Below are 24,634 nucleotides of genomic sequence, written 5' to 3'. Positions count from 1 at the left end.
GAAGTTAGGATTGATGCGTTTCGATCCTGTTTCGGTGCAGCATTCTGGTGAAAGTGAGGTCCTCGGTGCAGGATCAGATGCTCAAGGACGACGATCTTCGGCTGTTGAACGCACTGCAGATCAGGCCGCGAGCGTCGTGGTCCGAGCTTTCACGCGCGATCGGTTCCGACCCGGTCACCCTGACCAGGCGTTGGGAGCGTCTGCACTCGCAAGGGATAGCGTGGATCGCTGCCTACCGAGGCGGTCCCATCGTGTCGGCGACTGCGCTCCTCGAGATCGAATGCGCACCGGCGCAGACCCTTGGTGTCGCCGAACAGATCGCGCACGATCCAGAGGTCCTGACAGTCGATCTCACAACCGGCAATCGGGATCTGCTTGTCACGCTCACGTGCACCGACCTCGATCAATTGTCCAGATACGTCCTGGAGCGAACACGATCGCTGCCGATGATCACCGCGATGCGAACACAGATCGTGTCCTCGGCGAACTCCGATGCCCGAAACTGGCGTCTACGTGCTCTCGACGCGGACGAGATCGCCGCGCTCGAGGCGACTCCGCCGGCGAAGATTCGTGGTGTACGCGCCAGCGGAGAGGAACAGTCGCAGCTGTTCGACATCCTTTCCCGCGAACCACGAATTACCGTCTCGGCACTCGCTGCAGCCCTCGGAGTCACGCCGGCACGCGCCGGAGCGTTACTTTCTCACGAGCTGTCGACAGGGCGTCTGGTCGTCCGCACGGAGATAGCTCGGCCCTACTCCGGCTGGCCGGTCTACGCGTGGTACTTCTTACGTCTCGACGGGCGAAAGGAGGCAATTGCTCAGCGCCTTTCCCACCTGCGCGAGGCGAGGCTTGTTGCTTCTACCATCGGCAGCTACGACATCGCGTTGGCGGTGTGGCTGCGCTCGATCGACGACGTGCAGCGTTTGGAAGGTTATCTCGCCGAGCAGTTTCCGGGCGTATCCGTGGTGGACCGGTCGATCGTCCTGCGTACGCCGCATCATCTACATCGAACAATCGATGTGTCGGGTCGAAGCATGCCGAAGCACGGGTGATCCGCAATGCGTTCGCGGGGCGGGTGCTCTTCCGACTAGTCGGGGATCGTCACGTCGACGATCAAGCCGAAGTGATCGGAACCTTCGATCTCGATCCGCTCGAGAGCTTTCGCCTGTCCGCCCCGCAGAAGTACATGGTCGATGCCGACGATCGCGGGATATTTCTTGTCCGCCGGGTAGGTGCGAACGATGCCTACTCCCAATTGGTCTGCGGCATCGGAGTAGCCGACGTCGAGGAGGTCACGAAATTGCTTGTGCGTGAATGTCGTATTGAAGTCGCCACTGACGATGACGGTTTTTTGCGCGGAGGCGGCGTCGAGTGTGTTCCGCAAAGTGCTCAGCTCGGCAGTCCACACGTCGGGAGGGGTCACGAACGCCGGTCCGGGGTGTACCGCCAGAAGGGTGAACGGAGTCGAGAAGCCCACTTCGGCAACAAGATTGGTAGGTCCGAATCCGGTCAGTTCCCGAGTTTCCGTCAGGGGATAACGGCTGTAAACACCTGCGCCACCCCCGCCGGCCTCGTCCGGTACCAAGTAGTGATGCGGCAACAGTTGCTCGAGCCCTTGATCTCTCAGGGACCCTTCGAGTGATGTGGTCAGTTCCTGAACCGTCAGGACATCGACTGCCTTCTCGCGCACCGTCGCAGTCAAACTGACGGGGTCTGCCTGCCCGAAGAGGAGGTTCGCTTGCATTACACGCAGGGACGGCCCGTCGATTTCGGAACTGTTTGCCACATACATGGGACTGATCACCGACGCGCCCACCGCAATCAGCACCACCGAGATCGCCAGCAGTATCCAGCGACGAAAAATCAGGCATATCAGGGACGCGACGAGTGTGACCGCAAGCAGCATCGGGACAAAGGAGGCCACGGCGATCAACGGGTTGATCGGTTTGGTGGAGTACAATGCGATCAGCGCGACAACCCCGACGGCAATACCGCCCACACCGGCGACCTGAGCGATACGGCGTGCCGGAACGTTGTCCGTCGTGAATCCCATACCAAACGGTACCTAATGCAGCCAAGGCTCCCGACTGCCTGGCGTTGTCAGTCGTCGGTTCGGGTGCGGAATGCGTTCACGGCCGCTTCGATGGTCGGGTAGAAGTGTGTCGAGTCGAATCTGTCGCCGACACCGAATCGGATGAGTCGATCCTTGATCGGACCTTTCATCTCCGCGAATGCCAATCGAATTCCTTTGCCCTCCAGAAATGTATCCAGATCGACGAGTTCGTCGACGGCGGTCGTGTCCAGCCCGGTGATCGGTTCGGCGGCAATGACCACCCATTCGACCGGGTCGGGTGCCTTGGCGACGACGGAGCGAACGTACTCGTCGAAGATCTCGCCGTTCGCGAAAAACAGTGGCGCGTCAAACCTCACCAACACCAGGCCGGGGATGCGATGCCCATCTGGATGTCGTTCGACGTCGTGGAATCCGGCAGGTTCGCCGGTCTCGACGAGTTCGGTTCGATGTGGCTGCCATACCTGCGCGATGACCGCTGCGAAGGACAGCCCGATCGCAACAAGGATGCCTTGAAGCACCCCGACCAGGGCGACGCCGAGGAACGCCGCGACGGCGAGGCCGAATTCCACGGTGCTCATGCGCCACATGCGGACCATGCCGCCAACGTCGATCAGTGCACACGCGGCGACGATGACGACGGCGGCCAGTGTTGCATCGGGCAGATATGCCGTGAGTCCGGGAGCGACGAGGACGAACACCAGGACCGCAAGCGCTCCGACAACGCCGGCCAATTGTGTATGTGCCCCACTCTGTTCGGCCACCGGCGTCCGTGATCCGCTCGCAGAGATCGGGAATCCGCCGAAAAGTCCGCCGGCCACGTTCGCGACACCGATCGCCTTCATCTCGGTACTGCCGTTCACGTCCTCGCCGTGTCGGGCGGCGAAGGTGCGCGAGAGAACACCGGTGTCGGCAAAGGCAATCAACGCGATACCGGCCGCCGGCCCGATCAGCTGCCCCACGTCCTGCCAGGTGACTCCGCCGACAGAGGGGAGGGGGAGCCCTTCCGGCAGCGCGCCGACCATGCCGATGTCATCGGTGAGGCCGGCGGCAGCGGACAAGACGATGGCCGCGACGACGGCCACCAGCACGCCGGGAACTACAGGTACCCAGAGCCGGAAGGCGACTATGACGACCAGTGAGCCGATGCCGACGACGGCAGCGAGGGTGTCGACATCACCACCGATCAGTGCTTTCCCGATTTCACCGATTTCACCGACGAGGCCGGGCGCGTCGACGGAGAATCCGAGCAGCTTGGGAATCTGACCAACCACGACAACGAGTGCGATCGCATTGAGATACCCGAGACGGATGGGTTTCGAGAGGAGTTCGGTGACGAAGCCCAGACGCAGGAAACCCCCGATCACGAGGATGAGACCCACAAGAATGGCGAGAACTCCGGCAAGTGCAAGCGCGTTCTCCGAATCGCCGACCACTGCCAGCGGTATGACCGCGGCGGCGATGAGCGGTGCCAGTGACGAATCAGGCCCGAGTACAAGAATCTTCGACGGTCCGACTACCGCGTACGCGAGCAACGGCACGATGGTTGCGTACAGACCGGCGTACGCGGGCAATCCGGCGGCCTCCGCGTAGCCCATCCCCGCGGGGATGAGCAGGGCCGTCAGAACGAGTCCTGCCGTGACGTCTGCGCGCAGCCATTCACGGCGATATCCGCGTGCAGTCGCGATCCCCGGTAGCCGACCTAGACTCTCCGTCCACATCATCCGTCGATTATCCCCCCGCAATTGTCAGAAGTCTCGAACTGTGCCCCATCGGTCGGCCTGGCTACGAGAGGTACCTGAATTGTGTTGTTTTCGAACCCTTTCCGAGTCTTGACGCGCTCGGCTGGACGGACGACCATTAATGAATGACTGGCGACGAAGAGTTGCTTCACGTCGAGCGGGTGATCACTCGCCTGATTTCCCGGTATCCGAATGTTCCTCCACCGGAGATCGAAAACAGAGTGCGAACAATTCATCAGCGGTTCGTGGGCTGTCGGATCCGTGACTTCGTGCCTCTCCTTGTCGAAAAGGCTGCCAGACAAGAGATCTCGAATCGGAGAATCGTGATCTCGATTATGGACGAGCGTTCGGCGAACCTGGACTCACTCGAGCTGTAGCCGGAACGGATGTCGTCGGCGCATACTGAAATGACCTTGGACCAGGGAGTTCTGGCCGAATGCAGAAGTTCAGGCGCGGAAGGTCAGCCTCCCGAACTCCTGATGTGTAAACCGAGTGCAGGGAGCGTTGACATGGAAGGTTTCTGGGAATTCTTCTGGTTCATCTTCGTCTGTTTCGCCTTTGTGGCCTACTTGAGCGTGTTGTTCTCGATCATCACCGATTTGTTCCGTGACCACGAGACTTCGGGCTGGGCCAAGGCGCTGTGGATGATATTTCTCTTCGTCATTCCATTCCTGTCCGCGATGATCTACGTGGTCGTCAAGAACGACGGAATGACGCGGCGGTCGATGGAGGCCGCTCAGCAGCACATACACGCGCAGAGTGATTACATTCGAAACGTCGCCGGGAAGTCGCCGACTCAGCAGATCGCCGACGCCAGAGAGCTTCTCGACTCAGGCGCGATCAACGAAGAGGAATTTCAGGCCATCAAGGCAAAGGCGCTCGCGTAGTTTTCGTATCTTCTGCCCCAGGCCCGGCGTCGTCGGTTCCGGCGTCGTCGGGCCGGGCATCCTCCGCGGCGGCGCGTGCAGGACGAACCAGTATTTCGAGAACTACGAGTGCGACCAGCGCAATGATGACAATCCAACCCACGACCAATCCTGTGGGGTAGCGCCAGAAGAGCAGCAACAGTGCGGCAATGCCGATGATGGCGCAGCGCAGCGGAACACGAAGCTGATCGGCCCACCGCTCCACCTGATTCGGCGTACGCCCTCTGGAGGAATGCCGGACGAAGTCCAATGCCTGCCCATAGCCTCGGCGAACGGCGATTGCCGACGACGACCCACCGACCAGGTAGGCGCCGAGCCCCACCACCACACCGAGGACTGCAACCGCGCGAAGACTCGTGCGCAGTGGCACCAGAACTGTGTCGATGACGGCAGTCGCGGCGTCTGGCGAGAGAATATCGGCAGGGACACTGTCGAGGTAGATTGCACGCCCGATGAGAATTCCGATCGCGAGAACAAGCATTCCCAACGCAATCGACAGACCGACCAGTGACAGCGCGCGGAGCCTGCGACCCGTTGGAGCGACGGCGACAGCGGCTGCTGCGCAAGCGATTCCCAGCCATGGCAGCACTGCTGAGACCTTGTCGAGTGCCGAGATGGCCCGCTGTGCCTTCACGAGTTCGGGGGACTGGAAGAGAACAAATTCCTTGTCCACGGAGGGGATTTTGTCTGCGAAGGCGAAGCCGCGGTCGATCAAGACTGTTTTGACCTTGTCGATGATCGTGCTCAGCGAAATGCTGACGGTTCCGCTCTGATCGACTTCGACGGAGTCGGGTCCGTAGTTGCCGGTCATGACCGCGACGAGAGAGTTGTGCGCAGACCTGTTCGCCTGAATCCACAAGTCTTCGAACTGTTGTGACCGCACGAGTGAGCCCACCGTGTCGTGGACAAAACTCTTCGCCTGACCGGCGATCACCGGGGCCAACCCCACGAGAGCTTGGTCCAGGCGAGGTGCGTTGGCTGCAAGGTTCGACACGTCGGTCAGTGCGGTGAGCGCGTCGGTGGTGAGCCCCTCGACATCGACACGATCGAATATCTCGTCGGTGATCTGATTCGTGATCTCGGCCTGCACGGCGGGATTCTCGCCCAGTGGCGCAACAGTGCTGACGTAACGGTCCGTGTCCAGGATCTGACTTCGGGTGAAGCGCGTGGTCACGGACAAGACTGCGAGTAGCGCGACCAATACGAGCAGAATTACCACGGCGGTCCACCGGAGGCCGTGTCGAGGTGGCCGGGGGACCTGTTCGAGGGGCGTTTCACGGGCGCTGGGAGTGTGCTCGCGAAGCGATGCAACCTCTTGGCGCAGCCTGGCCAGTTCGGCACGCTCGTCCTCGTGGAGTGGGCCGTCGCTCGTGCCGTTTGCCATCATGTTCCTCTCAGGAGGGAAACTGCTGCCGCACAGATGAAAACGTCGAACTTGATAGGTGGATCCGAAACTGTCGCCTCAGATCACGTCGGGATTCCATGTCGCGACAGCCCAGATGACGAACACGTCGAGCGCGATGATGATGATCGACCACCACGGAGAGTGGGGTAGCCAGAGGAAGTTCGCGAGGATCGACAGAGAACAGATGACTATTGCTCCGACCCGTGCCCACGTCGCGCCGGTGAAGAGCATGATTCCGACCGCGGTGACGAGCACACCGAGTACGAGGTGGATCCATCCCCACGACGTGAGGTCGAATTGATAGGTGTATTCGGGGCCGACGACTGTCACGTCGTCCTCGGATATCGCCGAGATGCCTTGGAGAATTTCGAGCACGCCGACGGTGACGAGGAGAACCGCTCCGCCGAGCGCGCTTCCTTTTGCCACACCCTGCTTGACCAGTGAATCCTCGGACATGACCGCCCCTAGATTTCAAGTGCGAAATTGCCTGGCGTAACTCCGTATTTCGACTATTTACGGTGGTGAAGTAGCCCGCCACGGGGCAAATCAAACATTGAGCGCTGATCGTCCTCGCGATATTCACTCGCCTACGAATTCGAAAGAACCTACCGTGGCGGCATGGATATGGCGGACGTGGGCAGGTCGACGGCGACTGCACCTGAGGTGATCCGGACGGACCGACTGGTACTTCGCACCTATCGGCCGGGCGATCACCGGGACCTACTCGTCTTCCACGGGCGCAGCGACGTATGCCGGTACCTGTTCAACGAGCCTTGGGATCTCGCGGCGGCCCGAGAGGCCGTGCAGACCAGGATTTCTCGCCGTGACCTCGTGGCCGGTGCCCTGGCGCTTGTTGTCGAATACGACGGTCAGGTTGTGGGAAGCGTGAGTGCGTGGCTTGTCGACGAGCCCGAGCGCACAGCTGAAACCGAGCGCACAGCTGAAACCGAGCGCACAGCTGAAACCGAGCGCACAGCTGAAACCGAGTGCACCGCCGAACTCGGGTGGGCATTCTCGCCCGAGTTCGGCGGCCGCGGATTCGCGACGGAAGCGGTGACGGCTCTGCTCGATTATGTATTCGCGACTCCCCGATTGCACCGCGTGATCGCGCAGATGGATGCGAGAAACGAATCTTCGGCACGACTCGCGCAGCGTATCGGTATGCGGCGAGAGGGACATTTTCGGCAGAACGCGTGGATCAAGAACGAATGGACCGACACTCTGGTTTTCGCGACACTGCGCAGTGAGTGGCCTTCAGGTGCGTGGTCGGACCGCGTGGGCTGCTACTTGGCGACCAGTTCGGTCAACTGTGGAACGAGCTCGTCGGTTGCCCACGGGACACTCAGAACGCTGACGTACATGGTCGCCGCTGTCAGGCGATTGTCGGTGATCCACAAGTCCTTTCCGTTGGCGATGACCGGCCACCGCGCGAACAGAGTGTTGGCCAACGTGCTGTCGACTTCCGACTGATCGCTTGCCCATCCGAGATACACGTCGGTGTTGATCGTGTCGAGTTTCTCCATGCTGATGCCGAACAGGAAAGAGTCGCCTGCAAAGTTCTTGGCGCCGTTCACCACGTCGGGAGCAACTGTGAGCCCAAGGTTTTCGACGAACTTGACGCGTGGATCGTCGGGGCCGTAGATGGCGGTTTCGGTTTCTCCCTCGCGGATGTAGGACCCGAAGGCAAAGGTGACCCCGTTGAATTCCGGATGGCTCGCCTTCGACTCCTGGACAGTTTCCTCCGCGGACTTGATCAGCGCAGCGGTCTGAGTGGGGCGACCGAGAGCCTTGCCGACATCGGTGGCCAGGTTCTGCCACGAACTCGGCTGGTACGGCTTGGTGTCGTAGGGGAGTGTCGGGGCGATCGAACTCAGGCGCTGGTAGTCCTGCTCGGAGAAACCGGAATACGGCGCAAGAATCAGATCGGGTGCGACATTGAGTATCTGTTCGAACAGGAGCTCCCCGCTGTCGGAGTAGTACGGCGCAGGCGTGGGCAGTGTCTGGCCCGACTTCTCGAGTTCCGCGCGGGTCCACGGCAGGAAGCCGTCGGCGTCGCCGGCCCACGAGTCCTTCTGCATCGCTACCGGGGTGACTCCCAGGGCGATGACGGTGTCTGCCGCTGCGGAATCGAGGGTGAGGACCCTGGTCGGTTCCTTGTCGATGACGGTTTCACCGAATGCGTGCTTGATCGTGACGGGAAACGCGCCGTCCTCGACGGCGGATGCCGACGAATTGTTTCCTTCGGTCTCGGTCGACGACTGCGTGCAGGCGGCCAGAGGCAGTGCGGCCGCCACCATCAGCGCAACGACTATTCGTCGCCTCCGCTGGGGACGAATTCTCTGACGGGCAGATCTGAACACGCGAAACTCCTCGGGATTGATCGGGGAAGTGCTTGCACGACTCAGTGCCTCGAGCACATGAGAGCAGGCTTACCTAAGTGAATGTAGGGCGCGTCCGTGTAGCGAAGGGGCCAGCAGATGTCGACAACAGGTCAGGCTTGCGTCAGTTGACGGCGGCGAGAGCATTGCCAGGGGTGTAGCCGACCGTCTTGCGAAAGGCGGCGATGAACGAACTCGACGTCCCGTACCCGACTCGACGACTGACTGCATTCACACTCATCCCGGTCCCGAGCATTCCCAAGGCCGTACTCATGCGAACCAGGGTGCGCCACTGCGCAAAGCTCAAGGCGAGTTCCGCGGCGAAGATCCGGGTGACCGTGCGTCGGCTGAGATTGAGAACGTGCGCCCACTGATCGAGTGATCGATCGTCGGCGGGATCAGACAGAACTTTGTCGACGAGTATCCGTAGCCGAGGATCGCGGGGGATCGGCACGTCGAAATGCGGGGCCGATGCGGGAGTGAGGAGATCGACGCAGACCTGCTGAGCCCGAAGGCGTTGTTCTGCAGGCATTCCGGTATGGGCGAGGTGGATCAGCAGAACTCGCGCCGCCTCGCTCAGCGTCACGATGCACGGTTCGTTCCAGGCGGGAGTCCACAACTCGGGGGTGAAGAGAGTGGCGCGGAATGCGACGTGGGGATTGGCCTGACCCTCGTGGAGGACCCCGCGAGGGATCCACAGGCCGACGCCGGGCGTGACGGTCCAGAGTTGATTGTCGATGATCATGTTGACGACGCCGCGGTCGGACCAGATGAGTTCGTGCTCGGCATGAGCGTGCTGTGGCCACTGCGTGATGTGGTCGGTCTCGACGATGTACGTCGTCAGTCGAAACGGCGCCGGGACGGCGCGCGCCATCGGAGTGTGGCGTTCGGGTTCCCGTAAGTGCGGACCGTCGTCCAGCTGTGGACCACCGTCGATTTCACGAAGGGCAGGGATCGGCACCGCGGACTACCTCCAAAGCAAAGTTAGGTAAACCTTACACCCTGTTTGCTGGGCTCAGTGGGCCGCACCGAGTTCGATGAGAAGCACGCCTGCCGCGATAAGGCCGATCCCCACGATCATGAGCTTGGTCAGCGGTTCGCGAAAGAGAATGCGGGATGCGATTGCCGTCAGCGCCACCCCACATGCAGTCCAGATGCCGTACGCAACGCCGATCGTCAGGCCCGCGTCGAGTGCGAGCGTGAGGAAAGCGAAAGCGGCGAGGTACCCCACGGCGACAACCGCGAGCCATCGTTTGTCGCTGCCGTCCTGCGACGCCATCCGTAGTGACAACGTCGCGGTGACCTCGGAAATAATTGCAGCGATCAGAAATACGAAGGTCATGCCGGGTCCGCCGGCCCGCTGTCGGCAGCAACCTGGGAACCGAGTTCGACGCACAGCACTCCGCCGATGACCAGGGCAATACCGACGCCCATCGTTGCTGTCAGCGGGTCGCCGAAAAGGAAAGTTGCGAACACGGCGGTCAGGACAACTCCGGTTGCGCCCCAGATTCCGTATGCGACACCGAGTCCCATGCCCTCCCGCAGGACGAACGACAAGGCGGTGAATGCCGCGAGATATCCGCCGACGACCACGATGTACCAAGCGGGGTGATCGAGGGCGGCGCGCAACGACAAAGTCGCAGACACCTCGGTCAGGATCGCGGTGATCAACAGCAGCCATTTCTTCACGGTTCGGATTCTGTCAGGCTCCACGGATTCCGGTCGCGCACTACGGTTGAGACATGACGTGCGTGCTGCTCGGCGGAATCCGCGACGGTGACATCCGCCACGATGTGTCCGGAGGCGACGCAGCCGCGACGCCGATTCTCGACTGGGGCCACGATGACGTGGCCCGCCTATACGAGGACATTGCAGAAGGTGCGATCCAGTCGGCGCAGGAGTTTCTGGTGTCGGCGCATCGCAGCGTCGCTGCAACGATTCGGGCGGTGTACGGACTCGACGACCGGCAACCCGTCTCGGTGACATTGAGTCGAGGGCGCGGATCATGCAGCCAGAGACTTGCCGTGGTCGAAGCGTTGGCTCGCCGCCGAGGTATCGCCACCCGCGTCCGCGGTCTCGTACTTCGCGGGGAATTCTGGTATCCGCGATTTCGGCATCTACGTGCGGTGATTCCGACGTCAGTGCTGCTGGCGTGGCCGGAATTTCTGATCGACGGACGCTGGCAGGACATCTCCGAGATCGTTGCACCTGCGGCAGTCTCATCGGTGCAACCGTTCACGAACACCGGCGAGGAAACACTGTTCGACGCGATCGGACGCGCTCCGATCAGCTGGGGTGGATCGGTTTCGTGTGATTGCTTGGACTTCTCCGAATTCGTCGACCGTGATCTGGGCACTTTCGAATCTCGCGACAAGCTCTTCGAGGAATTCGGACAGACGATGTCGACCCCCGTCAGAATTCTCGTCGATCCGGTTTTCCGGAACTGGAGTGCATCCGGCTGACGCGCGACGCGAGGTCTAGGCTGTTCTGCATGTCTGTGCGTACCCCATTGGTCCCTGGAACCGTCTCTCCCGTCCTCGCTGTGCCCTCGAAGATCGAGCGGCCCGAGTACGCGTGGAAGCCGACCGCCAAAGAGGGCAACGAGCCCTGGGTTCAGACGCCGGAGACGATCGAGGCGATGCGCATCGCCAGCAAGATCGCTGCCGGCGCGCTGCAGGAAGCCGGCAAGGCTGTCGCTCCCGGTGTCACGACCGACGAACTCGACCGCATCGCACACGAGTTCATGCTCGACCACGGCGCATACCCGTCGACGTTGGGATACAAGAGCTTTCCCAAGTCGTGCTGCACGTCTCTCAACGAGGTGATCTGCCACGGAATCCCCGACTCGACCGTGATCCAGGACGGCGACATCGTCAATATCGACGTCACCGCGTACATCAACGGGGTTCACGGCGACACCAATGCGACGTTCCTCGCCGGTGATGTGTCCGAAGAGAACCGCTTGCTCGTCGAGCGCACGCACGAGGCAACGATGCGGGCCATCAAAGCCGTCAAGCCCGGCCGCGCGCTCAACGTGATCGGACGTGTCATCGAGTCATACGCCCATCGGTTCGGGTACGGCGTCGTCCGGGACTTCACCGGACACGGTATCGGCGAGACCTTCCACAACGGCCTCGTGATCCTGCACTACGACGAGCCCGCGGTCGAGACGATCATCGAACCGGGCATGGTCTTCACGATCGAACCGATGATCAACCTCGGTGGTATCGACTACGAGATCTGGGAGGACGGCTGGACCGTCGTCACCAAGGACCGTAAGTGGACGGCACAGTTCGAGCACACCTTGGTGGTCACCGAGACCGGTGCAGAGATTCTCACCCTGCCTTGAGTTCGGAGATGCGCGGCGCTCTGCTGGTGGCGGGCACGACATCCGACGCCGGCAAGAGCGTTCTGGTGGCCGGACTGTGCCGCATGCTGGCGCGTCGAGGCGTCAGAGTTGCGCCGTTCAAGGCACAGAACATGTCGAACAATTCCGTGGTCACGCTCGACGGCGGAGAGATCGGCCGTGCGCAGGCTCTTCAAGCACGAGCGTGCGGGCTCGAACCGAGTGTTCGGTTCAATCCGGTGCTGCTCAAGCCGGGCAGTGACCGGACGTCGCAACTTGTCGTTCGGGGCAAGGCGATGACCACAGTGGGTGCTCGCGACTACATGCAGCATCGACAGTGGCTTCGCGCCGTCGTGGCCGAGGATCTCGAATCGCTTCGATCCGAGTTCGACGTAGTGATTTGTGAAGGCGCGGGTTCCCCGGCTGAAATCAATTTACGTGCAACAGATCTCGCCAATATGGGGTTGGCGGAGGCTGCGCAGATTCCGGTCGTCGTCGTCGGTGACATCGATCGCGGCGGCGTCCTGGCCCATCTGTTCGGGACCGTTGCGGTGCTCTCGCCGAGCGACCAGGCATTGATCGCGGGATTTGTGATCAACAAATTCCGCGGTGACGTTGCACTGTTGGAACCTGGACTGGATCAACTGCGCAGCCTCACCGGTCGACCCACTCTCGGAGTGATCCCGTTTGCCGACGATCTTTGGCTCGACGCCGAGGATTCGCTTGGCGTCACCGGCAACGCCCCGGTAGGGCGCCCTGGCCCACCCGTCGGTTCGGCCTGGCTCACCGTTGCTGCGGTTCGGCTCCCGCGCATCTCCAACTCGACGGATGTCGAGGCGCTGGCATGTGAACCGGGCGTGGCAGTTTCGTGGGTGACCGATCCGTCGCGGATCCGCGACGCAGACCTCGTGGTGATCCCCGGTAGTAAGTCCACCGTGAGTGACCTCGAGTGGTTGCGGAGTACCGGCCTGGCTGACGAGATCATCGCCCGAGCAGGTCGCGGGCAGGCCGTGCTGGGAGTCTGCGGTGGTTATCAGATGCTGGGCACGTCCATCGTGGATGACGTCGAATCAGGATCAGGGATTACCGCAGGACTCGGTCTGCTGGACCTCGACATCGAATTCGCTCCGGACAAAGTGCTGGCGCAGGTAACCGGTTCCGCCGACGGTATCTCGGTGTCAGGGTACGAGATTCATCACGGACGCGTCGTGCGCAACGGGGACCGCCCATTGCTGGCGGACGCGGGCGGTGTGCCGGAAGGCAGTGTGCGAGGGTCTGTTCGAGGGACACATTGGCATGGTCTCCTGGAAAGTGACGACTTTCGGCGCAGCCTGCTGCGTGAGATCGCGGTTCCCGGTTTTGTTGCTGCACCCGACACCTCGGTTGCCGCGGTGCGAGAACAACAACTCGACCTTCTCGCTGATCTCGTCGAGCAGCACCTCGATCAGGATCTACTCGAGAAACTGATCAACGGTGGGGCGCCTGTCGGGCTTCCCGTCATTGCCTCCGCACTCGAAGCCTGAGAGCGCTCCCGCGGGCGTCGGCGTGCACGCGGTAGAATAGCCAGGCCTCACTCCCGCGACGGCTCCCTAGTAGGAGTGTGCGCGGTGACAGATCAATTCGACGGCTTGCTTACCGACTTCAGTGACGAGGTGCTGGTCGACTCGGCAATGCTCGGCGATCATGCGGCCTTCGACGTCATCGTTCGCCGATACGGCCCGCACTTGTATCGATTTGCCCGTCGACTCGTCACCAGTGAGAGTGACGTCGACGACATCGTCCAGGAAACCTGCGTTGCCGCCTGGCGCCAACTTCCGGGGTTTCAGCGGCGCTCGAGCATCAAGACCTGGTTGTTCGCGATCTGTTCTCGCAAGATCTCGGATGTCCATCGAAAAGTCGGCTCCTGCGCCGCCGATGTGGACGGACTTCGGGACGAAGTCGATACTCGATTGCGCGATCCGAGCGAGGAAGTATGCGGCACAGCATTTCTCGACGCTCTTGAAGCCGAACTCGATCGTCTACCGCTGCGTCAGCGTGCCGCCTGGGTCTTGCGGGAAGTGGAGGGCATGACGTATCCACAGATCGCAGTTGTCCTGGAACTGAGTCCGGACGCGGTTCGTGGCCAACACACTCGGGCGAGGCGGAATCTGGGTCTCGCGCTCGACCGATGGCGATGACGACTCGGCGGTTTGACGGGTTCTGTCACCGAACTCACTCTCCTGACGGCCCGGGTAGCTGGAAGAATGCTTCGTCGTGGATACCGCTTTCGACCCCAGAGGCTTCGACCCGAGAACCGAGGATTCGGTGCCGTCGGTAATGCCGGACGATGCGACGGCAACGGGTGCTGACGTCGCCGTCGAGGCTGCGGAAACTCGGCTGACTGCAAGCGCGGTCCGGGAGTTGCTGGCAGCGCTCGGAGGAAGTATCGGTGACGAGGACGAACTCGTGGTCCTGCTCCAGCGGGCCGTCGAAATCGCGAACGACGCCATCGAGGGCGCCGACAGCATCGGCGTCACCATCGATCTGGCCGGGCAGACCTACACCGCCGTGCACACCGATTCGCGAACCTTGCGCGTCGACATCGAGCAATACGACGCCGGCGACGGACCATGTCTGCACGCCGCTCGAACCGGTGACACCGTTGTCGTCGACGCCGAGACCAGCGCGGAACGCTGGCCGCGGTTCGCGGCGGCGGCGAAGGACGAAGGGATCAAGTCCTTTCTCGCGGCGCCGCTCTTCACGCCGGATCAGCGACTCGGTTCGTTCAACCTGTACGGACGCGCCTCAGCGGCATTCGACCGCGTCGACGCGGATGTCATGGAGATTCTCACGACAACGGTCTCACGCGCGATCGGCGACTTCTCTCGTTTCAAGTCCACCAAGGCGGTGGCTGATGCCTTGCAACGTGCGCTCGAGACCCGGGCGCCGATCGAACAGGCCAAAGGCATGCTGATGGCCATCCATCGGATCGACGCCGACACCGCATTTCACATGCTGCGCAAGCAGTCTCAGACGACGAATACCCGGTTGCGCGACGTGGCAGCCGAGATCGTCGAGACGTATTCGGCGCCGCCTACCGCTGTCTAGTTCGAGGGGGACCGACGTACAGCCTCGAGCGCGACGACGACGCCCGCGGCGACAACCACGTGCATCAGCGCGAGCATGACCGTGCTGGCGGCGTCGAAGTCCGCGGCAATGGTCAAAGCGATGGTGCCGAGCGCCACGACTGCACCCACGATCTGGGCGATGCGGATGATCGGCTCCCACTTCAGAGAGATCAACATTGCGACCGACAAACCGACCAGCAGTGGCACCACCGTCAATGTGATGACCCCACCAGGCGCGACGCTCGCCGGCTTTCCCTGATCTGTCATCTCGAAGGATCCGCCCAATGCGAGGCCGATAAACCACAGGATCAGATTGACGACGAGAGCAATTACCGTGGCGCCGAGTACGGCACGTGGCTTGGTGACGTGGAGGTTGTGTGCGGTTGACGTGATTGCAGACATGGTGTTCTCCCGGTTCGATGCGATGGTCTGGTGACGTCGCTCTGGTGAATAGACCCGCCGGCGGGGAGAAACTCATCGCTGAGGTTGACTACTGCCCGTCGACGACGGGCACTGCGGTGCCGGTGACCGAGATACCGCCGTCGACTGGGATGTCGACTTCGAGCACACTGGGACGCCCGACGTGTCGGCCCTGGTGGATGGTGATCCGCCGCGGAGTGGCCGCGGGTTCGAGTTTGCGCAGGTAACCGCCGGCCGACGCCGCTGCGGACCCGGTTGCGGGATCCTCGACGATGTTTCCCACCGGAAACAGATTTCGGGCTTCGAATGTGGAGTCGTCGAGGGGATGCAGGATTGTCACCGTGCCGGCCCAACCCTGGGCGTCCATCAGGGTTCGCATCGCTACGGGATCGAATGTGAACTCGTCGAAAGCTGCCTGCTCTTGTAGTACGACGATCGGGTGAGTGTTGCCGGCATACGAGAGCATTGCGGGATACCGTACGTCCAGCGCGGACGAATCGATGCCGATGAGCCCGAGCAGTGCCGTCAACACCGCGTGATCGATCGGCGAGACCGACGGTTCGACGCTGGTGAAGGTGGCGGTGGATCTGCCGTCCGCGTCGGTCGCCGTGTCGATCGATACCGGTCCGATCGGCGTCTCGAATGTGAAGGTGCCGGCGCCGTCTCTCTCGGTGAGCGCGATCGCCGTCGCGATAGTGGCATGGCCGCAGAACGGTACTTCGGCGATGGGGGAGAAGTAGCGGATCCGGCTGTGACGCGGATTGCCGCCGAGTTCCGGTTCGATGAGGAACGCCGTCTCTGCATACCCGACTTCAGCTGCAACAGATTGTAATTCGGAGTCGTCCAGCCCACGGGCGTCGAGCAGTACGCCGGCCGGATTGCCGCCGGCCGGATCCGAGCTGAACGCAGTCAGCCGGAGAATGTCGTGAGAAATTGCCATGTCGACCATCTTTGTCCGCTGTCGTCCATCGGGGGAAGAGACATCGCGCGATTGCGGTCCGCGATCTTCGAACTGGACTGCCTCCGGAACAAACCGGCCGCACGGCGTCGTTGGTGCAGATATGAGCAATGACACAGACACCGCCGAAGCGTTGTTCGCACTCGTGGCCCAGGGAAAACAAGGCGTGCTGGCAACCGTCAAGCGTGACGGCCGCCCACAGTTGTCCAACATCATTTACCGCTGGGACGTCGAGTCGAAGACTGCTTCGGTGTCCATCACAGCCGATCGCGCCAAGAGTAAAAATGCGATCCGCGATCCGCGGGTTTCCCTCCACGTCAGCGCGCCCGACTTCTGGAGCTACGCCGTGATCGAAGGACTTGCCGTGGTAACACCCGTCGCGGCCGATCCTCACGACGAAGTGTCTGACGCACTGGTCGAGCTGTACCGGGACATCAGCGGCCAGGAGCATCCCGATTGGGAGGAGTACCGCGAAGCAATGGTTGTGGAGCGTCGACAGATCCTCACGGTGCGCGCTGATCACGTCTACGGAATGACGAGGCTCCCCAAACCGTCCGGTACCTGAAACTGCGTTGGTTCAGGTAGGGAGATAACGTTACGAGTTAACATGTAATGGTGAAAACCGAGTCTCCCGCCCGAATCGGACGACCACGCGACCCAGACAAGGACGAGGCTGTGCTGCTTGCAGCTCGCACACTGCTGGCCGAAGTCGGGTATCAGCAGACGACCATTTCGGCGATTGCCAGGACGGCTGGCGTCAATACGCCGGCCATCTACCGCCGCTGGTCGTCACGGGAAGCCCTGATCGAAGAAGCGGTGCATGGTCCCGGCGGACATCCGCTGCCTCGGTCGACCGGTGATTTGCGGGTGGATCTGACGACGTGGGTGCACATCTTCCTGGTCCGTGCTGCCCGACCCGCGGCGCGGGCCGGAGTTCCTGGCCTGCTTGCCGATTCGCGGACGGCGGAGGCGCGACAACGTCTGTTGGCTATCGGTGCGCCGGTTCGTGCAGCGTTTCAGGATCTGCTGGACGACGCGGTGAGGCGTGGTGAGATCCCGGCAGGTGCAGACGCGATGTTCTTGTTCGATCTGCTGGCCGGAACGACGACAATGCAGGGGCTGACCCGTGGGCTCGAGGGTCAGGACGGCTTTGTAGATGCCCTCGCACGATCTCTGTACGTCCTGGCTGCGCATCCGGCCGACGTCGTCGGGACGGAAGCGGTGGGGCAATGATCTCGGTTTCGGTGGACGGCGGCGTTGCCGTCGTGACCCTCGACAGGCCTGACAAACGGAATGCCTTCAACAAGCACATGGGTCGAGAATTGGGGCAGGCGTACCGAAAGCTCGACGAAGACGATTCCGTTCGCGTGATCGTGCTGACCGGTGCGCCACCAGCATTCTGCGCGGGTGCAGATCTTGGCGACGGCGCCGGCACCTTCGATTCACCTGACGGTGAGCAGTTTTCGTCATCACCGGTGGATCCGCCGGCGTTCGAGTTGCGAAAGCCGGTCATCGCAGCGGTGAACGGACATGCGATCGGAATCGGCCTCACCATCGCGATGCAGGCCGATATCAGAATCTTTGCAGCAGACGCCAAGTATGCAATACCGCAGGTTCGCCTCGGTGTATTGCCGGATGCGATGGCGCATTGGACGATTCCGCGCATCGCCGGAATGGCTGTGGCCGCCGACATCCTTTTGACTGGGAGGACGTTCGACGGAGCCGAGGCAATCGCGCTCGGATTGGGTAGCCGTTGCCTGCCCGCTGACGAAGTGCTTTCGGCGGCGTTGGTGATCGCCCGAGACATTGCGACGAACACTGCACCGATGTCGGTGGCACTCTCGAAGCGACTACTCTGGCAGAGCCAGAGCAGCAGCTGTCGACCAGAGACGGTGGCGGCCATCGAAACGGACCTGCATCTACGCGTCATGGGGAAGCCGGACGCGGTGGAAGGGGTTCGAGCCTTCATGGAACGGCGCACACCTCGATGGGTTTCGAATCTTTCCGCCGAGTGGCAGGAAATCCCGTCGGAATGATTCGGGAGCCTTGCGGAAAATCACACGCGGACGACTACGCGTCTCGCAGCAACTGTTCGAGACGATGCTTGCAGAACGCGGTGATATCCGTATGTTCGCCGAGTTTAAGATGTGTGGACAGGCGCAGGAGCGGAACAGCGAGCAGAACCGCAGCCAGTACCTCGTTGAACACAAGGTTCTCGACCCTCCAGCCGGTCAGTTCTTCGTAGCGGGCGATGGTCTCTTCTCGGCTGGGAGTGCCTCGCAAAGGTGTGTGTCCCTCGAATTCGCTACACGCCCAATCGAGAAACAACAGCCAGGCGAGGTCTGCCTCGTGATCGCCGAGGTAGGCCATCTCCCAATCGAGAACCCCGGCGATCGACTGGTCCGGGCCGTAGAGGATGTTCGACATCCGGGCATCGCCCCAGCACAGTGTCACGTGTTCGGGTTGGTAGATGTTCTCCCTCAGCCAGGCCAGTGCTTTGTCGAATATCGGCGGTAGGTCCGGCGATGCCCAACGAACGGCCCAGTCGAGGTAGTTCACCGCCTGTTCGACCGGATGGGTGCCGAACTTGGGGTAGGAGAGGAATCCGAGTTCGAGCTTGTCCGGGTCCAAGCGATGAATCTGCGCAATCGTCTCGACGCATCCCCACCACATCTTCGCTCGGCCTGCCTCGTCGGCGTCGAAGTATGTTCCGGCACTGTGATACGACGGAAAGTCGCTGGGCGCCTCGGCATTACCGATGCGGTCCATGACGTAGTAGGGGCTGCCGAGTGGGTTGTCACCGCTGTCGATCCACCGAACGTGGGGGACTGCGAGGTCGGACTTCGCGAGCCTTTGTGTCACGAGGAACTGGCGGCGGAGACCGTAGTCGGGGAACAGCGAAACCTCCGGTGGACGCCGGAAAACAAAACCACTCGACTCGCCAGTGGCACCATCGAGGTCGAACAGGTATGTCTCCGTCGAGAATCCGCGTTCGGTGCGCTTGAAGTTGACGATCTTGGCGCCTCGAGTACCCGGAATGTGCTCCCGGACAAGTGGTTCAAGGGCGGGTGCGATGTCTTCTGCGGCTGTTCGGTCAGTCATTGTTCGTACCTGTCCGTGTGTTGCTCCAATCGGTGTACCCGTAGCGGGGATTCACGCCCATGAAGACCATTTCCACGAGCCCGTATCCGACTTTGTCTCCCATGCGGACCTCGCACAGCGTCTCGCTGAGCATGCTCACCTGCCGGATTTCATCGAGGTTCGTGATGTCGACGGTGAAGCTGTCGCTGAAGTCCTTGCCGCGGTACATGCCGGAGGCGTACCCCCGGTACTCGTCGTAACCGGCCAGTCCGGGCCAGAAATCGCACACTGGATTCACCTCGATCACGTCGGTGGTCCGGTCCGCTCGGTGCACGGTGAAAGTGCCGGATTCGACCACCCGCATGTCGTCACGGAATTTCAGGTCGTGCTCGACGTCGACGATCGGTAGCGCGTCCTTGCCGGAACCGATCGGAAAGAGCACCTCGCCCTCGAACTGCCAGCGCGCGCCGGTGCTGGTTTCGCGCTGCGCGAAATGCACTACCTCGTCGTCGAATTGGAATATCCCCATGTAATAGAGGACTCCGTCCGGAACCTCGGACGGCTGCAGGTTCGCGCCCTCGGACAGACTGCCGCCGCCACCGCCGTGTCGTACGCCCCACGAGTGATCGCGGCCGAACCACCAGTTGTCCGGATCGATGTCGATGCGGGTGCCGTCGATTTCGATCCAACCCGTGATGGTGCCGTTCTGGTAGAAGCGTCGGGCGTCTTCGCGAACGCGGCCGCGCGTGCGATGGAACGCTGCCGTCTGCTCGTACACCGGGAAGTCGCCGTGGAAGTCGAGTTGCAGGCTCAATCCGTGTTCGTTTGCGTCGACCGTGGAACGTACCTGGCGGAGTGGTTCGACGATTTCATAGGTGTACGGCCCCACACTCCACGCTGCCAGTCCTCCGGTCTGAGGGTTCAACTCGGTGGACAGGCGCACCACGCGGGCTTCCTCACCCTTGCGCGTCACCATCGCGTAGGCGTCGAGGACGTTGCGGTTCGGGTATTTGGCCAGCCCCGTCATGATGCTGATCTCGCCCGTTTTGTCGAAGCCGTACATCACGATGCGTTCGGTCCAGCGCAGGTCACTTTGCGAGACGTGGTCGAGTGTCGTCGGGAGTTGATGAATGAGTAGTTCGTCGTGCGGTGTGATCACGGTAGGTCCTTCTGTCAACGGGGTGGATGCCCACAATCTATTACGGAGCGCTACGCAACGTAATGGTTTTCGGCGAAACCGGTCGGGTACTGTCCGCAGTTGTGGACCAACGCAAGGATCGACGTATCGGCACCGTCGGAGTGGGGCGCCCTCGAGATCCGCAGGTGGACGACGCCATCCTCACCGCCGCCCGCGAGTTGCTGGCGGAGCAGGGTTACCAGAAGACCACGATCACAGCCATCGCGCGAAGGGCCGAACTGGGCACTGCCGCAATTTATCGGCGCTGGGCGACCAAGGAATCCATCATCGAGGATGCGGTCTTCGGAATGCAGGATGCGGCGCTACCGGTGACCACGTCGAATTTGCGTGACGACATGCAGGCCTGGACGAGATGGTTCCTCGCGAGAGTTGCCGAACCGGCAACGCGCGCAGCGATTCCCGGCCTGCTGTCGGCCTACCATCAAGAAGACGGCGCCTACGAACAACTGGTTCGGAGATCGGAAGACCCGGCCCGGCTCGCGCTCGCCGAGCGCGTGCGTGTCGAATTTCCCGAGCGGGCCGACGCGGAAATCGTGTCGACCGCCGATGTGGCCTTCGACATTCTCGTTGCAACCACCATCGTGCGGGGCCTCACGAGTGGCCTCGCCGACGGTGACGCGTTCTGCGCGCGCACTGCGGACGCACTGGTTCTGCTTCTCACGGCCGCCGGTGCCGAGGCACGTCGATGACCAGCTGAACCGAGGCTGTTCGCCTGGTCAGTCGACCGGGGCTTCGGCCCACCCCCACCCGAGCGAACGGTACATCGGTCGCCTCAGATGCGCCGAAAGCCACTTTCGCTCGGAAGGGAGGGGGTAACGAGGGGGTGCAGAGCGAACAAATCGGGCTCGCAGCGGTGGTGTGAATGTATGAGTGGTCATACTTCTGTCGACTCCAGGGTCCTCCACAGTGTGGATCGCGTACCGTTTCCAGACATGGAATTGACTCGAGTAGCGGTGGGCAGTGGTTCGTGCACCGTTCGGATCGACGGGCCGGTCAGCAAGCATGCGGTACTCCTGCTCCCCGGCAAGGGCGACCCCGTCGACTTGTACGACGATGTGTGTGAGCGACTGCATCATTCGGATCTGCGGACCGTCGCGGTGGAATCGATCGAGAATCTCGACGAGACCTCGGCAGTGGTACTGCTGGACGAGTTGAACATCGCCTGGGTGAATCTGGTCGGTCACCGGGAGGGCGCCGATCTCGCGTGGCTGTTGGCTGCACGTCAGTTCGGCCGCTTCGCGAGTTTGATCGCCGTGGACCGTGGTCACCCGTCGGCGAGCGATATTGCCGGCGTTCCGCCGGTCGAGGTTCCGACCACCGTCGTCGTGGGCAGTGGAGGACGGGCCATCGCCGACGCCAGTGGTCGTTTCGTGTACTCCGACTTTCGCGTGACGGAACTTCCGGGTGTCGACGACGTCGTGAAGTCGGCACCGGCCGAACTCGCAACCGAGATCGTGCTGCGTACCAGCCCCTGGTGACACTCTGACCTACGACAAGGCGGGCACTCCCACTATGCGGAGTGCCCGCCTTTTCGGCGTCATGCGGGTTGGTCGTGGTCAGATGTCGAGGCCGAGCAGCGCGTTCTCGACTACTTCGGCCAGGGCCGGGTGGATCCAGTACTGGCCGCGGGCCATGTCCTGAGCTGACAAACCGAAGCTCATCGCCTGGATGAGCGGCTGGATGACGGTCGGGGCCTGCGTACCCATGACGTGGGCGCCGAGGATGCGTCCGGTGCCGCGCTCGGCGATCACCTTGCAGATGCCCTCCTGATCTTCCATCGCCCAGCCGTACGCGACGTCGCCGTATGCCTGCACCTTGACCGTGATGTCGAGTCCGGCGTCGCGAGCCTGCTTCTCGGTCATTCCGACATCGGCGATCTGCGGGTCGGTGAACACTGCAGCGGGTACGAAGCGGTGATCGGTGCTGCGAAGCCCGGACGTGTCCTTCCAGGCGTCCTGGAGCAGGTTGTGCTGAACGACTCGCGCTTCGTGATTGGCGACGTGCTTGAGTTGGTACGGCGAGGAGACGTCACCGAGCGCGAAGACACCCTCGGCGGTGGTGCGTTGGTATTCGTCGACCACGATCGAGCCCTTGTCGTCGAGTTCGACTCCGGCCTTGTCGAGGCCGAGTAGATCGCCGTTGGGCTGCCGACCCACCGCGACAAGGAGGACGTCACCGGAAACGACTGTGCCGTTTGCCAGTTCGACGGCGATGTTGTCGCCGTCGCCGCGTACCGACGTGAGGGGGGAGCCCAGATGGACGTCCCACTTCTGTTCGGCCAACTCGGTGAAGCGCTCGGATATCTCGTCGTCGAGGTGCCTTAGCAGTCGCTGGCTGCGACCGATGATCGACACGCGAGAACCTAACGCGGAGAACACGTGTGCGAATTCGGTGGCGATGAATCCGGAGCCTACGATCACGAGGTGTTCAGGGAGTTCCGGCAGTCGCATGATGTCTTCGTTGGTGTAGTACTTCACACCACTCGACGCGATCTCTTCCGGGATGATCGGACGTGAACCGGCTGCGATGACCACCTGGTCAGCGGTGATGGTCTCGCCGGTTCCGGTGTCGATCGTCTTGTCGCCGGTGAACGTGGCGTGGCCGCGATAGACGGTGGTGTTGGGGCTGTCTTCGCTGCGGTACCGCTCTCCACCTGCAGAAATGGGATCGATGCGGCCGAAGACGCGCTTGACGATGTCGGACCAACGGACGCCGTCGAGCGTGGCGTCGACGCCGTACTTCTCGGCAGTGGTGATGGTGCGTGCCACCTCGGCGGCGTAGACGAACATCTTGGTCGGGATACACCCGACATTGAGGCACGTTCCGCCGAAGGTGCCCTCTTCGAGGATTGCGATCTTCTTGCCGTCGAACCGCTCGTCGGGCAGCGAGTTTCCGGATCCGCTGCCGATGATTGCAAGGTCGTAGTGCGTCACTGCGCGATCTCCTGTGTGTTGCTTGCTGTGCTTGCCGAACTTTCTGCGGTGGGGGTGAGGTGGCCGTCGAGCCACTCCAACCACAGGTCGAGTTCGGAAAAGGCTGTGGCCAAGGGCTTCTCGGTCGAAAGAAACACGTCGTGACGGGCGCCGTCGATCGGGACGATGGTGGTGCGATCGCCGAGGCACCCCGCCCAGCGTGCGATCTGTTTGACGTCGAGAACGGAATCGGCGAGGTCGACGCTCGGGTTGTACGCCTTCGCGAACTGCGACTTCTTCGAGCGCAGGATCAGCGCAGGCACTCCGATGTCGAGGCCGCGGTGAAGTTTCGCGTGACCCGCTCGAACCGCGCGCATCCACCCGAAGGTGACGGGGCAGCCGGCCAGTGGCTTCCAATCGAGGTTGTAATCCCAGACACCGTTGGCCGAAACATGAAGACTGGAACCGTAAGTCGGTAGTCCCGTTCCCGGGATCACGGTCTTTGCCGACACTCGTCCGAGGGCGTCGATCGCTGTAGTGCCGACGTTGCGAACTACCGAAGGCCCCTGAAGGTCGAACCACGGGCTGTTGAGGACCAGCCCGCAGATTCCGGCTCCGGCGCTGCCACCGGGCTTGCGCTGCAAACGGTTCAGCCAGAGCGGAACGATCAGACCGCCGGTGGAGTGCGCCATGAGCAACACCTCGCTGCCCTCGGTCTCGCTGCGGACGATGCGCAGCGCTTCGTTCAGTTCGGCGTCGTAGAGCGCAAGGTCGGAGACGTAATGAGCTGTGTGCCCCGGCTTGAGGGAGCGCCCGCATTTACGCAGATCGAGTGCGAAGAACGCGTAACCCTGTTCGGCGAAATGCTCGGCCAGGTGCTTCTGGAAGAAGTAGTCGGTGAAGCCGTGCACGTACAAGACGGCACGACGTGTCTTCACCGCCTCCTTCTGCGGTTGGTAGCGGACCAGTGTTGCGTCCACCTCGCCTTCGCCGTCCGGATCCGTTCCGAGGGGGATCGTCAGCTGCTGATATCCGTCACCGAGGACGTCTGGAACCCAAGTAGTCACAAATCACAATCTAATCGTCGTTT

At 62.0% G+C, this 24,634-nt stretch carries 27 protein-coding genes and 1 pseudogene; 14 read left to right on the top strand and 14 right to left on the bottom strand.

The genetic code is table 11. The features are described 5' to 3' along the window. Nucleotides 1-53 precede the first annotated feature (53 nt). On the top strand, nucleotides 54-1,052 hold the full coding sequence (locus G8767_RS06350) for an Lrp/AsnC family transcriptional regulator (RefSeq protein WP_260395226.1): 999 nt from the start codon (nucleotides 54-56) through the stop codon (nucleotides 1,050-1,052). A 35-nt stretch (nucleotides 1,053-1,087) separates the two neighbouring features. On the opposite strand, the gene G8767_RS06345 is transcribed toward G8767_RS06350, so the two are convergent. Together G8767_RS06345 and G8767_RS06340 are read right to left on the bottom strand one after the other, a co-directional pair. Continuing rightward, nucleotides 1,088-2,053, bottom strand: coding sequence for an endonuclease/exonuclease/phosphatase family protein (locus G8767_RS06345; protein WP_166809642.1), 966 nt, complete (start codon nucleotides 2,051-2,053; stop codon nucleotides 1,088-1,090). Nucleotides 2,054-2,100: 47 nt separating this feature from the next. Beyond that, entirely contained in the window at nucleotides 2,101-3,795 is a 1,695-nt protein-coding gene (locus G8767_RS06340; RefSeq protein WP_166809641.1) for a SulP family inorganic anion transporter, read from the bottom strand. Nucleotides 3,796-3,938: 143 nt separating this feature from the next. On the opposite strand from G8767_RS06340, the gene G8767_RS35695 reads away from it, so the two are divergent. Next, on the top strand, nucleotides 3,939-4,190 hold the full coding sequence (locus tag G8767_RS35695; protein ID WP_124566276.1) for a hypothetical protein: 252 nt from the start codon (nucleotides 3,939-3,941) through the stop codon (nucleotides 4,188-4,190). Between the two features lie 132 nt (nucleotides 4,191-4,322). Next, a complete protein-coding gene (locus G8767_RS06330) occupies nucleotides 4,323-4,700 on the top strand; it encodes an SHOCT domain-containing protein (RefSeq protein ID WP_095970695.1) in 378 nt (125 codons plus the stop codon). Here G8767_RS06330 and G8767_RS06325 read toward each other — a convergent pair. Next, a complete protein-coding gene (locus G8767_RS06325) occupies nucleotides 4,678-6,123 on the bottom strand; it encodes a hypothetical protein (protein ID WP_166809640.1) in 1,446 nt (481 codons plus the stop codon). The genes G8767_RS06330 and G8767_RS06325 overlap by 23 nt on opposite strands. A gap of 78 nt (nucleotides 6,124-6,201) precedes the next feature. Next, nucleotides 6,202-6,600 (bottom strand): hypothetical protein, encoded by a 399-nt coding sequence (locus G8767_RS06320; RefSeq protein WP_124566273.1) that lies wholly within the window; start codon nucleotides 6,598-6,600, stop codon nucleotides 6,202-6,204. A gap of 162 nt (nucleotides 6,601-6,762) precedes the next feature. Between G8767_RS06320 and G8767_RS06315 the strand changes: the two are divergent. Continuing rightward, a pseudogene (locus G8767_RS06315) lies at nucleotides 6,763-7,266 on the top strand (GNAT family N-acetyltransferase); the annotation flags it as partial. A 161-nt stretch (nucleotides 7,267-7,427) separates the two neighbouring features. Here the strand turns inward: G8767_RS06315 and G8767_RS06310 are convergent. The 4 genes from G8767_RS06310 to G8767_RS06295 all read right to left on the bottom strand — a co-directional run bounded on the left by G8767_RS06310 (nucleotide 7,428) and on the right by G8767_RS06295 (nucleotide 10,211). Then, nucleotides 7,428-8,504 carry an ABC transporter substrate-binding protein gene (locus G8767_RS06310; protein ID WP_283376259.1) on the bottom strand — a complete coding sequence of 359 codons (1,077 nt, stop codon included), beginning with the start codon at nucleotides 8,502-8,504 and terminating at the stop codon, nucleotides 7,428-7,430. Nucleotides 8,505-8,646: 142 nt separating this feature from the next. After that, on the bottom strand, nucleotides 8,647-9,483 hold the full coding sequence (locus G8767_RS06305) for an AraC family transcriptional regulator (RefSeq protein WP_166809639.1): 837 nt from the start codon (nucleotides 9,481-9,483) through the stop codon (nucleotides 8,647-8,649). 54 nt (nucleotides 9,484-9,537) lie between these two features. Next, entirely contained in the window at nucleotides 9,538-9,864 is a 327-nt protein-coding gene (locus G8767_RS06300) for an SMR family transporter (protein ID WP_166809638.1), read from the bottom strand. Beyond that, nucleotides 9,861-10,211: an SMR family transporter gene (locus tag G8767_RS06295; protein ID WP_166809637.1), complete on the bottom strand. Its 351-nt coding sequence runs from the start codon at nucleotides 10,209-10,211 to the stop codon at nucleotides 9,861-9,863. Before G8767_RS06295 ends, G8767_RS06300 begins: the two co-directional genes overlap by 4 nt. A 53-nt stretch (nucleotides 10,212-10,264) precedes the next feature. On the opposite strand from G8767_RS06295, the gene G8767_RS06290 reads away from it, so the two are divergent. The 5 genes from G8767_RS06290 to G8767_RS06270 all read left to right on the top strand — a co-directional run bounded on the left by G8767_RS06290 (nucleotide 10,265) and on the right by G8767_RS06270 (nucleotide 14,955). Next, entirely contained in the window at nucleotides 10,265-10,984 is a 720-nt protein-coding gene (locus G8767_RS06290) for a transglutaminase domain-containing protein (RefSeq protein WP_166809636.1), read from the top strand. A 29-nt stretch (nucleotides 10,985-11,013) separates the two neighbouring features. Continuing rightward, nucleotides 11,014-11,871: a type I methionyl aminopeptidase gene (gene map / locus G8767_RS06285; protein ID WP_007734970.1), complete on the top strand. Its 858-nt coding sequence runs from the start codon at nucleotides 11,014-11,016 to the stop codon at nucleotides 11,869-11,871. An 8-nt stretch (nucleotides 11,872-11,879) separates the two neighbouring features. After that, nucleotides 11,880-13,391 carry a cobyric acid synthase gene (locus tag G8767_RS06280; RefSeq protein WP_166809635.1) on the top strand — a complete coding sequence of 504 codons (1,512 nt, stop codon included), beginning with the start codon at nucleotides 11,880-11,882 and terminating at the stop codon, nucleotides 13,389-13,391. Nucleotides 13,392-13,475: 84 nt separating this feature from the next. Then, nucleotides 13,476-14,045: an RNA polymerase sigma factor gene (locus G8767_RS06275; protein WP_021333021.1), complete on the top strand. Its 570-nt coding sequence runs from the start codon at nucleotides 13,476-13,478 to the stop codon at nucleotides 14,043-14,045. Between the two features lie 76 nt (nucleotides 14,046-14,121). Then, on the top strand, nucleotides 14,122-14,955 hold the full coding sequence (locus G8767_RS06270) for a GAF and ANTAR domain-containing protein (protein ID WP_166809634.1): 834 nt from the start codon (nucleotides 14,122-14,124) through the stop codon (nucleotides 14,953-14,955). On the opposite strand, the gene G8767_RS06265 is transcribed toward G8767_RS06270, so the two are convergent. Further along, nucleotides 14,952-15,377: a DUF6069 family protein gene (locus G8767_RS06265; protein ID WP_166809633.1), complete on the bottom strand. Its 426-nt coding sequence runs from the start codon at nucleotides 15,375-15,377 to the stop codon at nucleotides 14,952-14,954. The two genes, G8767_RS06270 and G8767_RS06265, sit on opposite strands and share 4 nt — an antisense overlap. Nucleotides 15,378-15,465: 88 nt before the next feature. Next, nucleotides 15,466-16,335 carry a PhzF family phenazine biosynthesis isomerase gene (locus G8767_RS06260; RefSeq protein ID WP_240951950.1) on the bottom strand — a complete coding sequence of 290 codons (870 nt, stop codon included), beginning with the start codon at nucleotides 16,333-16,335 and terminating at the stop codon, nucleotides 15,466-15,468. 121 nt (nucleotides 16,336-16,456) lie between these two features. Between G8767_RS06260 and G8767_RS06255 the strand changes: the two genes are divergently transcribed. From G8767_RS06255 to G8767_RS06245, 3 genes are read left to right on the top strand one after another with little or no spacing between them, the layout of a single operon-like run. Further along, nucleotides 16,457-16,918: a PPOX class F420-dependent oxidoreductase gene (locus G8767_RS06255; RefSeq protein ID WP_124566266.1), complete on the top strand. Its 462-nt coding sequence runs from the start codon at nucleotides 16,457-16,459 to the stop codon at nucleotides 16,916-16,918. Between the two features lie 50 nt (nucleotides 16,919-16,968). Continuing rightward, nucleotides 16,969-17,586 (top strand): TetR/AcrR family transcriptional regulator, encoded by a 618-nt coding sequence (locus G8767_RS06250; protein WP_253252882.1) that lies wholly within the window; start codon nucleotides 16,969-16,971, stop codon nucleotides 17,584-17,586. Beyond that, nucleotides 17,583-18,389: an enoyl-CoA hydratase-related protein gene (locus G8767_RS06245; protein WP_166809631.1), complete on the top strand. Its 807-nt coding sequence runs from the start codon at nucleotides 17,583-17,585 to the stop codon at nucleotides 18,387-18,389. Before G8767_RS06250 ends, G8767_RS06245 begins: the two co-directional genes overlap by 4 nt. Before the next feature lie 34 nt (nucleotides 18,390-18,423). On the opposite strand, the gene G8767_RS06240 is transcribed toward G8767_RS06245, so the two are convergent. Then, nucleotides 18,424-19,455: a phosphotransferase family protein gene (locus G8767_RS06240; protein WP_166809630.1), complete on the bottom strand. Its 1,032-nt coding sequence runs from the start codon at nucleotides 19,453-19,455 to the stop codon at nucleotides 18,424-18,426. After that, complete coding sequence (locus tag G8767_RS06235; RefSeq protein WP_166809629.1) at nucleotides 19,448-20,593, bottom strand: hypothetical protein; 1,146 nt, start codon at nucleotides 20,591-20,593, stop codon at nucleotides 19,448-19,450. Before G8767_RS06235 ends, G8767_RS06240 begins: the two co-directional genes overlap by 8 nt. Before the next feature lie 26 nt (nucleotides 20,594-20,619). On the opposite strand from G8767_RS06235, the gene G8767_RS06230 reads away from it, so the two are divergent. Together G8767_RS06230 and G8767_RS06225 are read left to right on the top strand one after the other, a co-directional pair. Beyond that, entirely contained in the window at nucleotides 20,620-21,321 is a 702-nt protein-coding gene (locus G8767_RS06230; protein WP_240951948.1) for a TetR/AcrR family transcriptional regulator, read from the top strand. Nucleotides 21,322-21,564: 243 nt separating this feature from the next. Next, nucleotides 21,565-22,110, top strand: a complete 546-nt coding sequence (locus G8767_RS06225) for a hypothetical protein (RefSeq protein WP_003942671.1) — start codon at nucleotides 21,565-21,567, stop codon at nucleotides 22,108-22,110. A 78-nt stretch (nucleotides 22,111-22,188) separates the two neighbouring features. Here the strand turns inward: G8767_RS06225 and mtr are convergent, their stop codons facing one another. Both mtr and G8767_RS06215 read right to left on the bottom strand, forming a co-directional pair. Next, complete coding sequence (mtr, locus tag G8767_RS06220; RefSeq protein ID WP_020969385.1) at nucleotides 22,189-23,565, bottom strand: mycothione reductase; 1,377 nt, start codon at nucleotides 23,563-23,565, stop codon at nucleotides 22,189-22,191. Continuing rightward, nucleotides 23,562-24,611: an alpha/beta hydrolase gene (locus tag G8767_RS06215; protein ID WP_166809628.1), complete on the bottom strand. Its 1,050-nt coding sequence runs from the start codon at nucleotides 24,609-24,611 to the stop codon at nucleotides 23,562-23,564. The genes mtr and G8767_RS06215 overlap by 4 nt, the downstream gene beginning before the upstream one ends. Between the last annotated feature and the right edge of the window lie 23 nt (nucleotides 24,612-24,634).

The organism is Rhodococcus sp. IC4_135, assembly GCF_011602025.1.
In the GTDB taxonomy this organism is placed as follows: Bacteria; Actinomycetota; Actinomycetes; order Mycobacteriales; family Mycobacteriaceae; genus Rhodococcus_F; species Rhodococcus_F baikonurensis.
The sequence above is the reverse complement of the archived record's forward strand: the minus strand, read 5'-3'. Positions and strand labels throughout refer to the sequence as shown.

Coding starts and splice junctions, on each gene's coding strand:
- G8767_RS06265 (WP_166809633.1), bottom strand. CDS start 15,377: ATGTCTGCAATCACGTCAACCGCACACAACCTCCACGTCACCAAGCCA.
- G8767_RS06225 (WP_003942671.1), top strand. CDS start 21,565: ATGGAATTGACTCGAGTAGCGGTGGGCAGTGGTTCGTGCACCGTTCGG.
- G8767_RS06340 (WP_166809641.1), bottom strand. CDS start 3,795: ATGATGTGGACGGAGAGTCTAGGTCGGCTACCGGGGATCGCGACTGCA.
- G8767_RS06230 (WP_240951948.1), top strand. CDS start 20,620: ATGCCCACAATCTATTACGGAGCGCTACGCAACGTAATGGTTTTCGGC.
- G8767_RS06345 (WP_166809642.1), bottom strand. CDS start 2,053: ATGGGATTCACGACGGACAACGTTCCGGCACGCCGTATCGCTCAGGTC.
- G8767_RS06330 (WP_095970695.1), top strand. CDS start 4,323: ATGGAAGGTTTCTGGGAATTCTTCTGGTTCATCTTCGTCTGTTTCGCC.
- map (WP_007734970.1), top strand. CDS start 11,014: ATGTCTGTGCGTACCCCATTGGTCCCTGGAACCGTCTCTCCCGTCCTC.
- G8767_RS06320 (WP_124566273.1), bottom strand. CDS start 6,600: ATGTCCGAGGATTCACTGGTCAAGCAGGGTGTGGCAAAAGGAAGCGCG.
- G8767_RS06260 (WP_240951950.1), bottom strand. CDS start 16,335: ATGGCAATTTCTCACGACATTCTCCGGCTGACTGCGTTCAGCTCGGAT.
- G8767_RS06240 (WP_166809630.1), bottom strand. CDS start 19,455: ATGACTGACCGAACAGCCGCAGAAGACATCGCACCCGCCCTTGAACCA.
- G8767_RS06300 (WP_166809638.1), bottom strand. CDS start 9,864: ATGACCTTCGTATTTCTGATCGCTGCAATTATTTCCGAGGTCACCGCG.
- G8767_RS06280 (WP_166809635.1), top strand. CDS start 11,880: ATGCGCGGCGCTCTGCTGGTGGCGGGCACGACATCCGACGCCGGCAAG.
- G8767_RS35695 (WP_124566276.1), top strand. CDS start 3,939: ATGACTGGCGACGAAGAGTTGCTTCACGTCGAGCGGGTGATCACTCGC.
- G8767_RS06245 (WP_166809631.1), top strand. CDS start 17,583: ATGATCTCGGTTTCGGTGGACGGCGGCGTTGCCGTCGTGACCCTCGAC.
- G8767_RS06325 (WP_166809640.1), bottom strand. CDS start 6,123: ATGGCAAACGGCACGAGCGACGGCCCACTCCACGAGGACGAGCGTGCC.
- G8767_RS06255 (WP_124566266.1), top strand. CDS start 16,457: ATGAGCAATGACACAGACACCGCCGAAGCGTTGTTCGCACTCGTGGCC.
- G8767_RS06290 (WP_166809636.1), top strand. CDS start 10,265: ATGACGTGCGTGCTGCTCGGCGGAATCCGCGACGGTGACATCCGCCAC.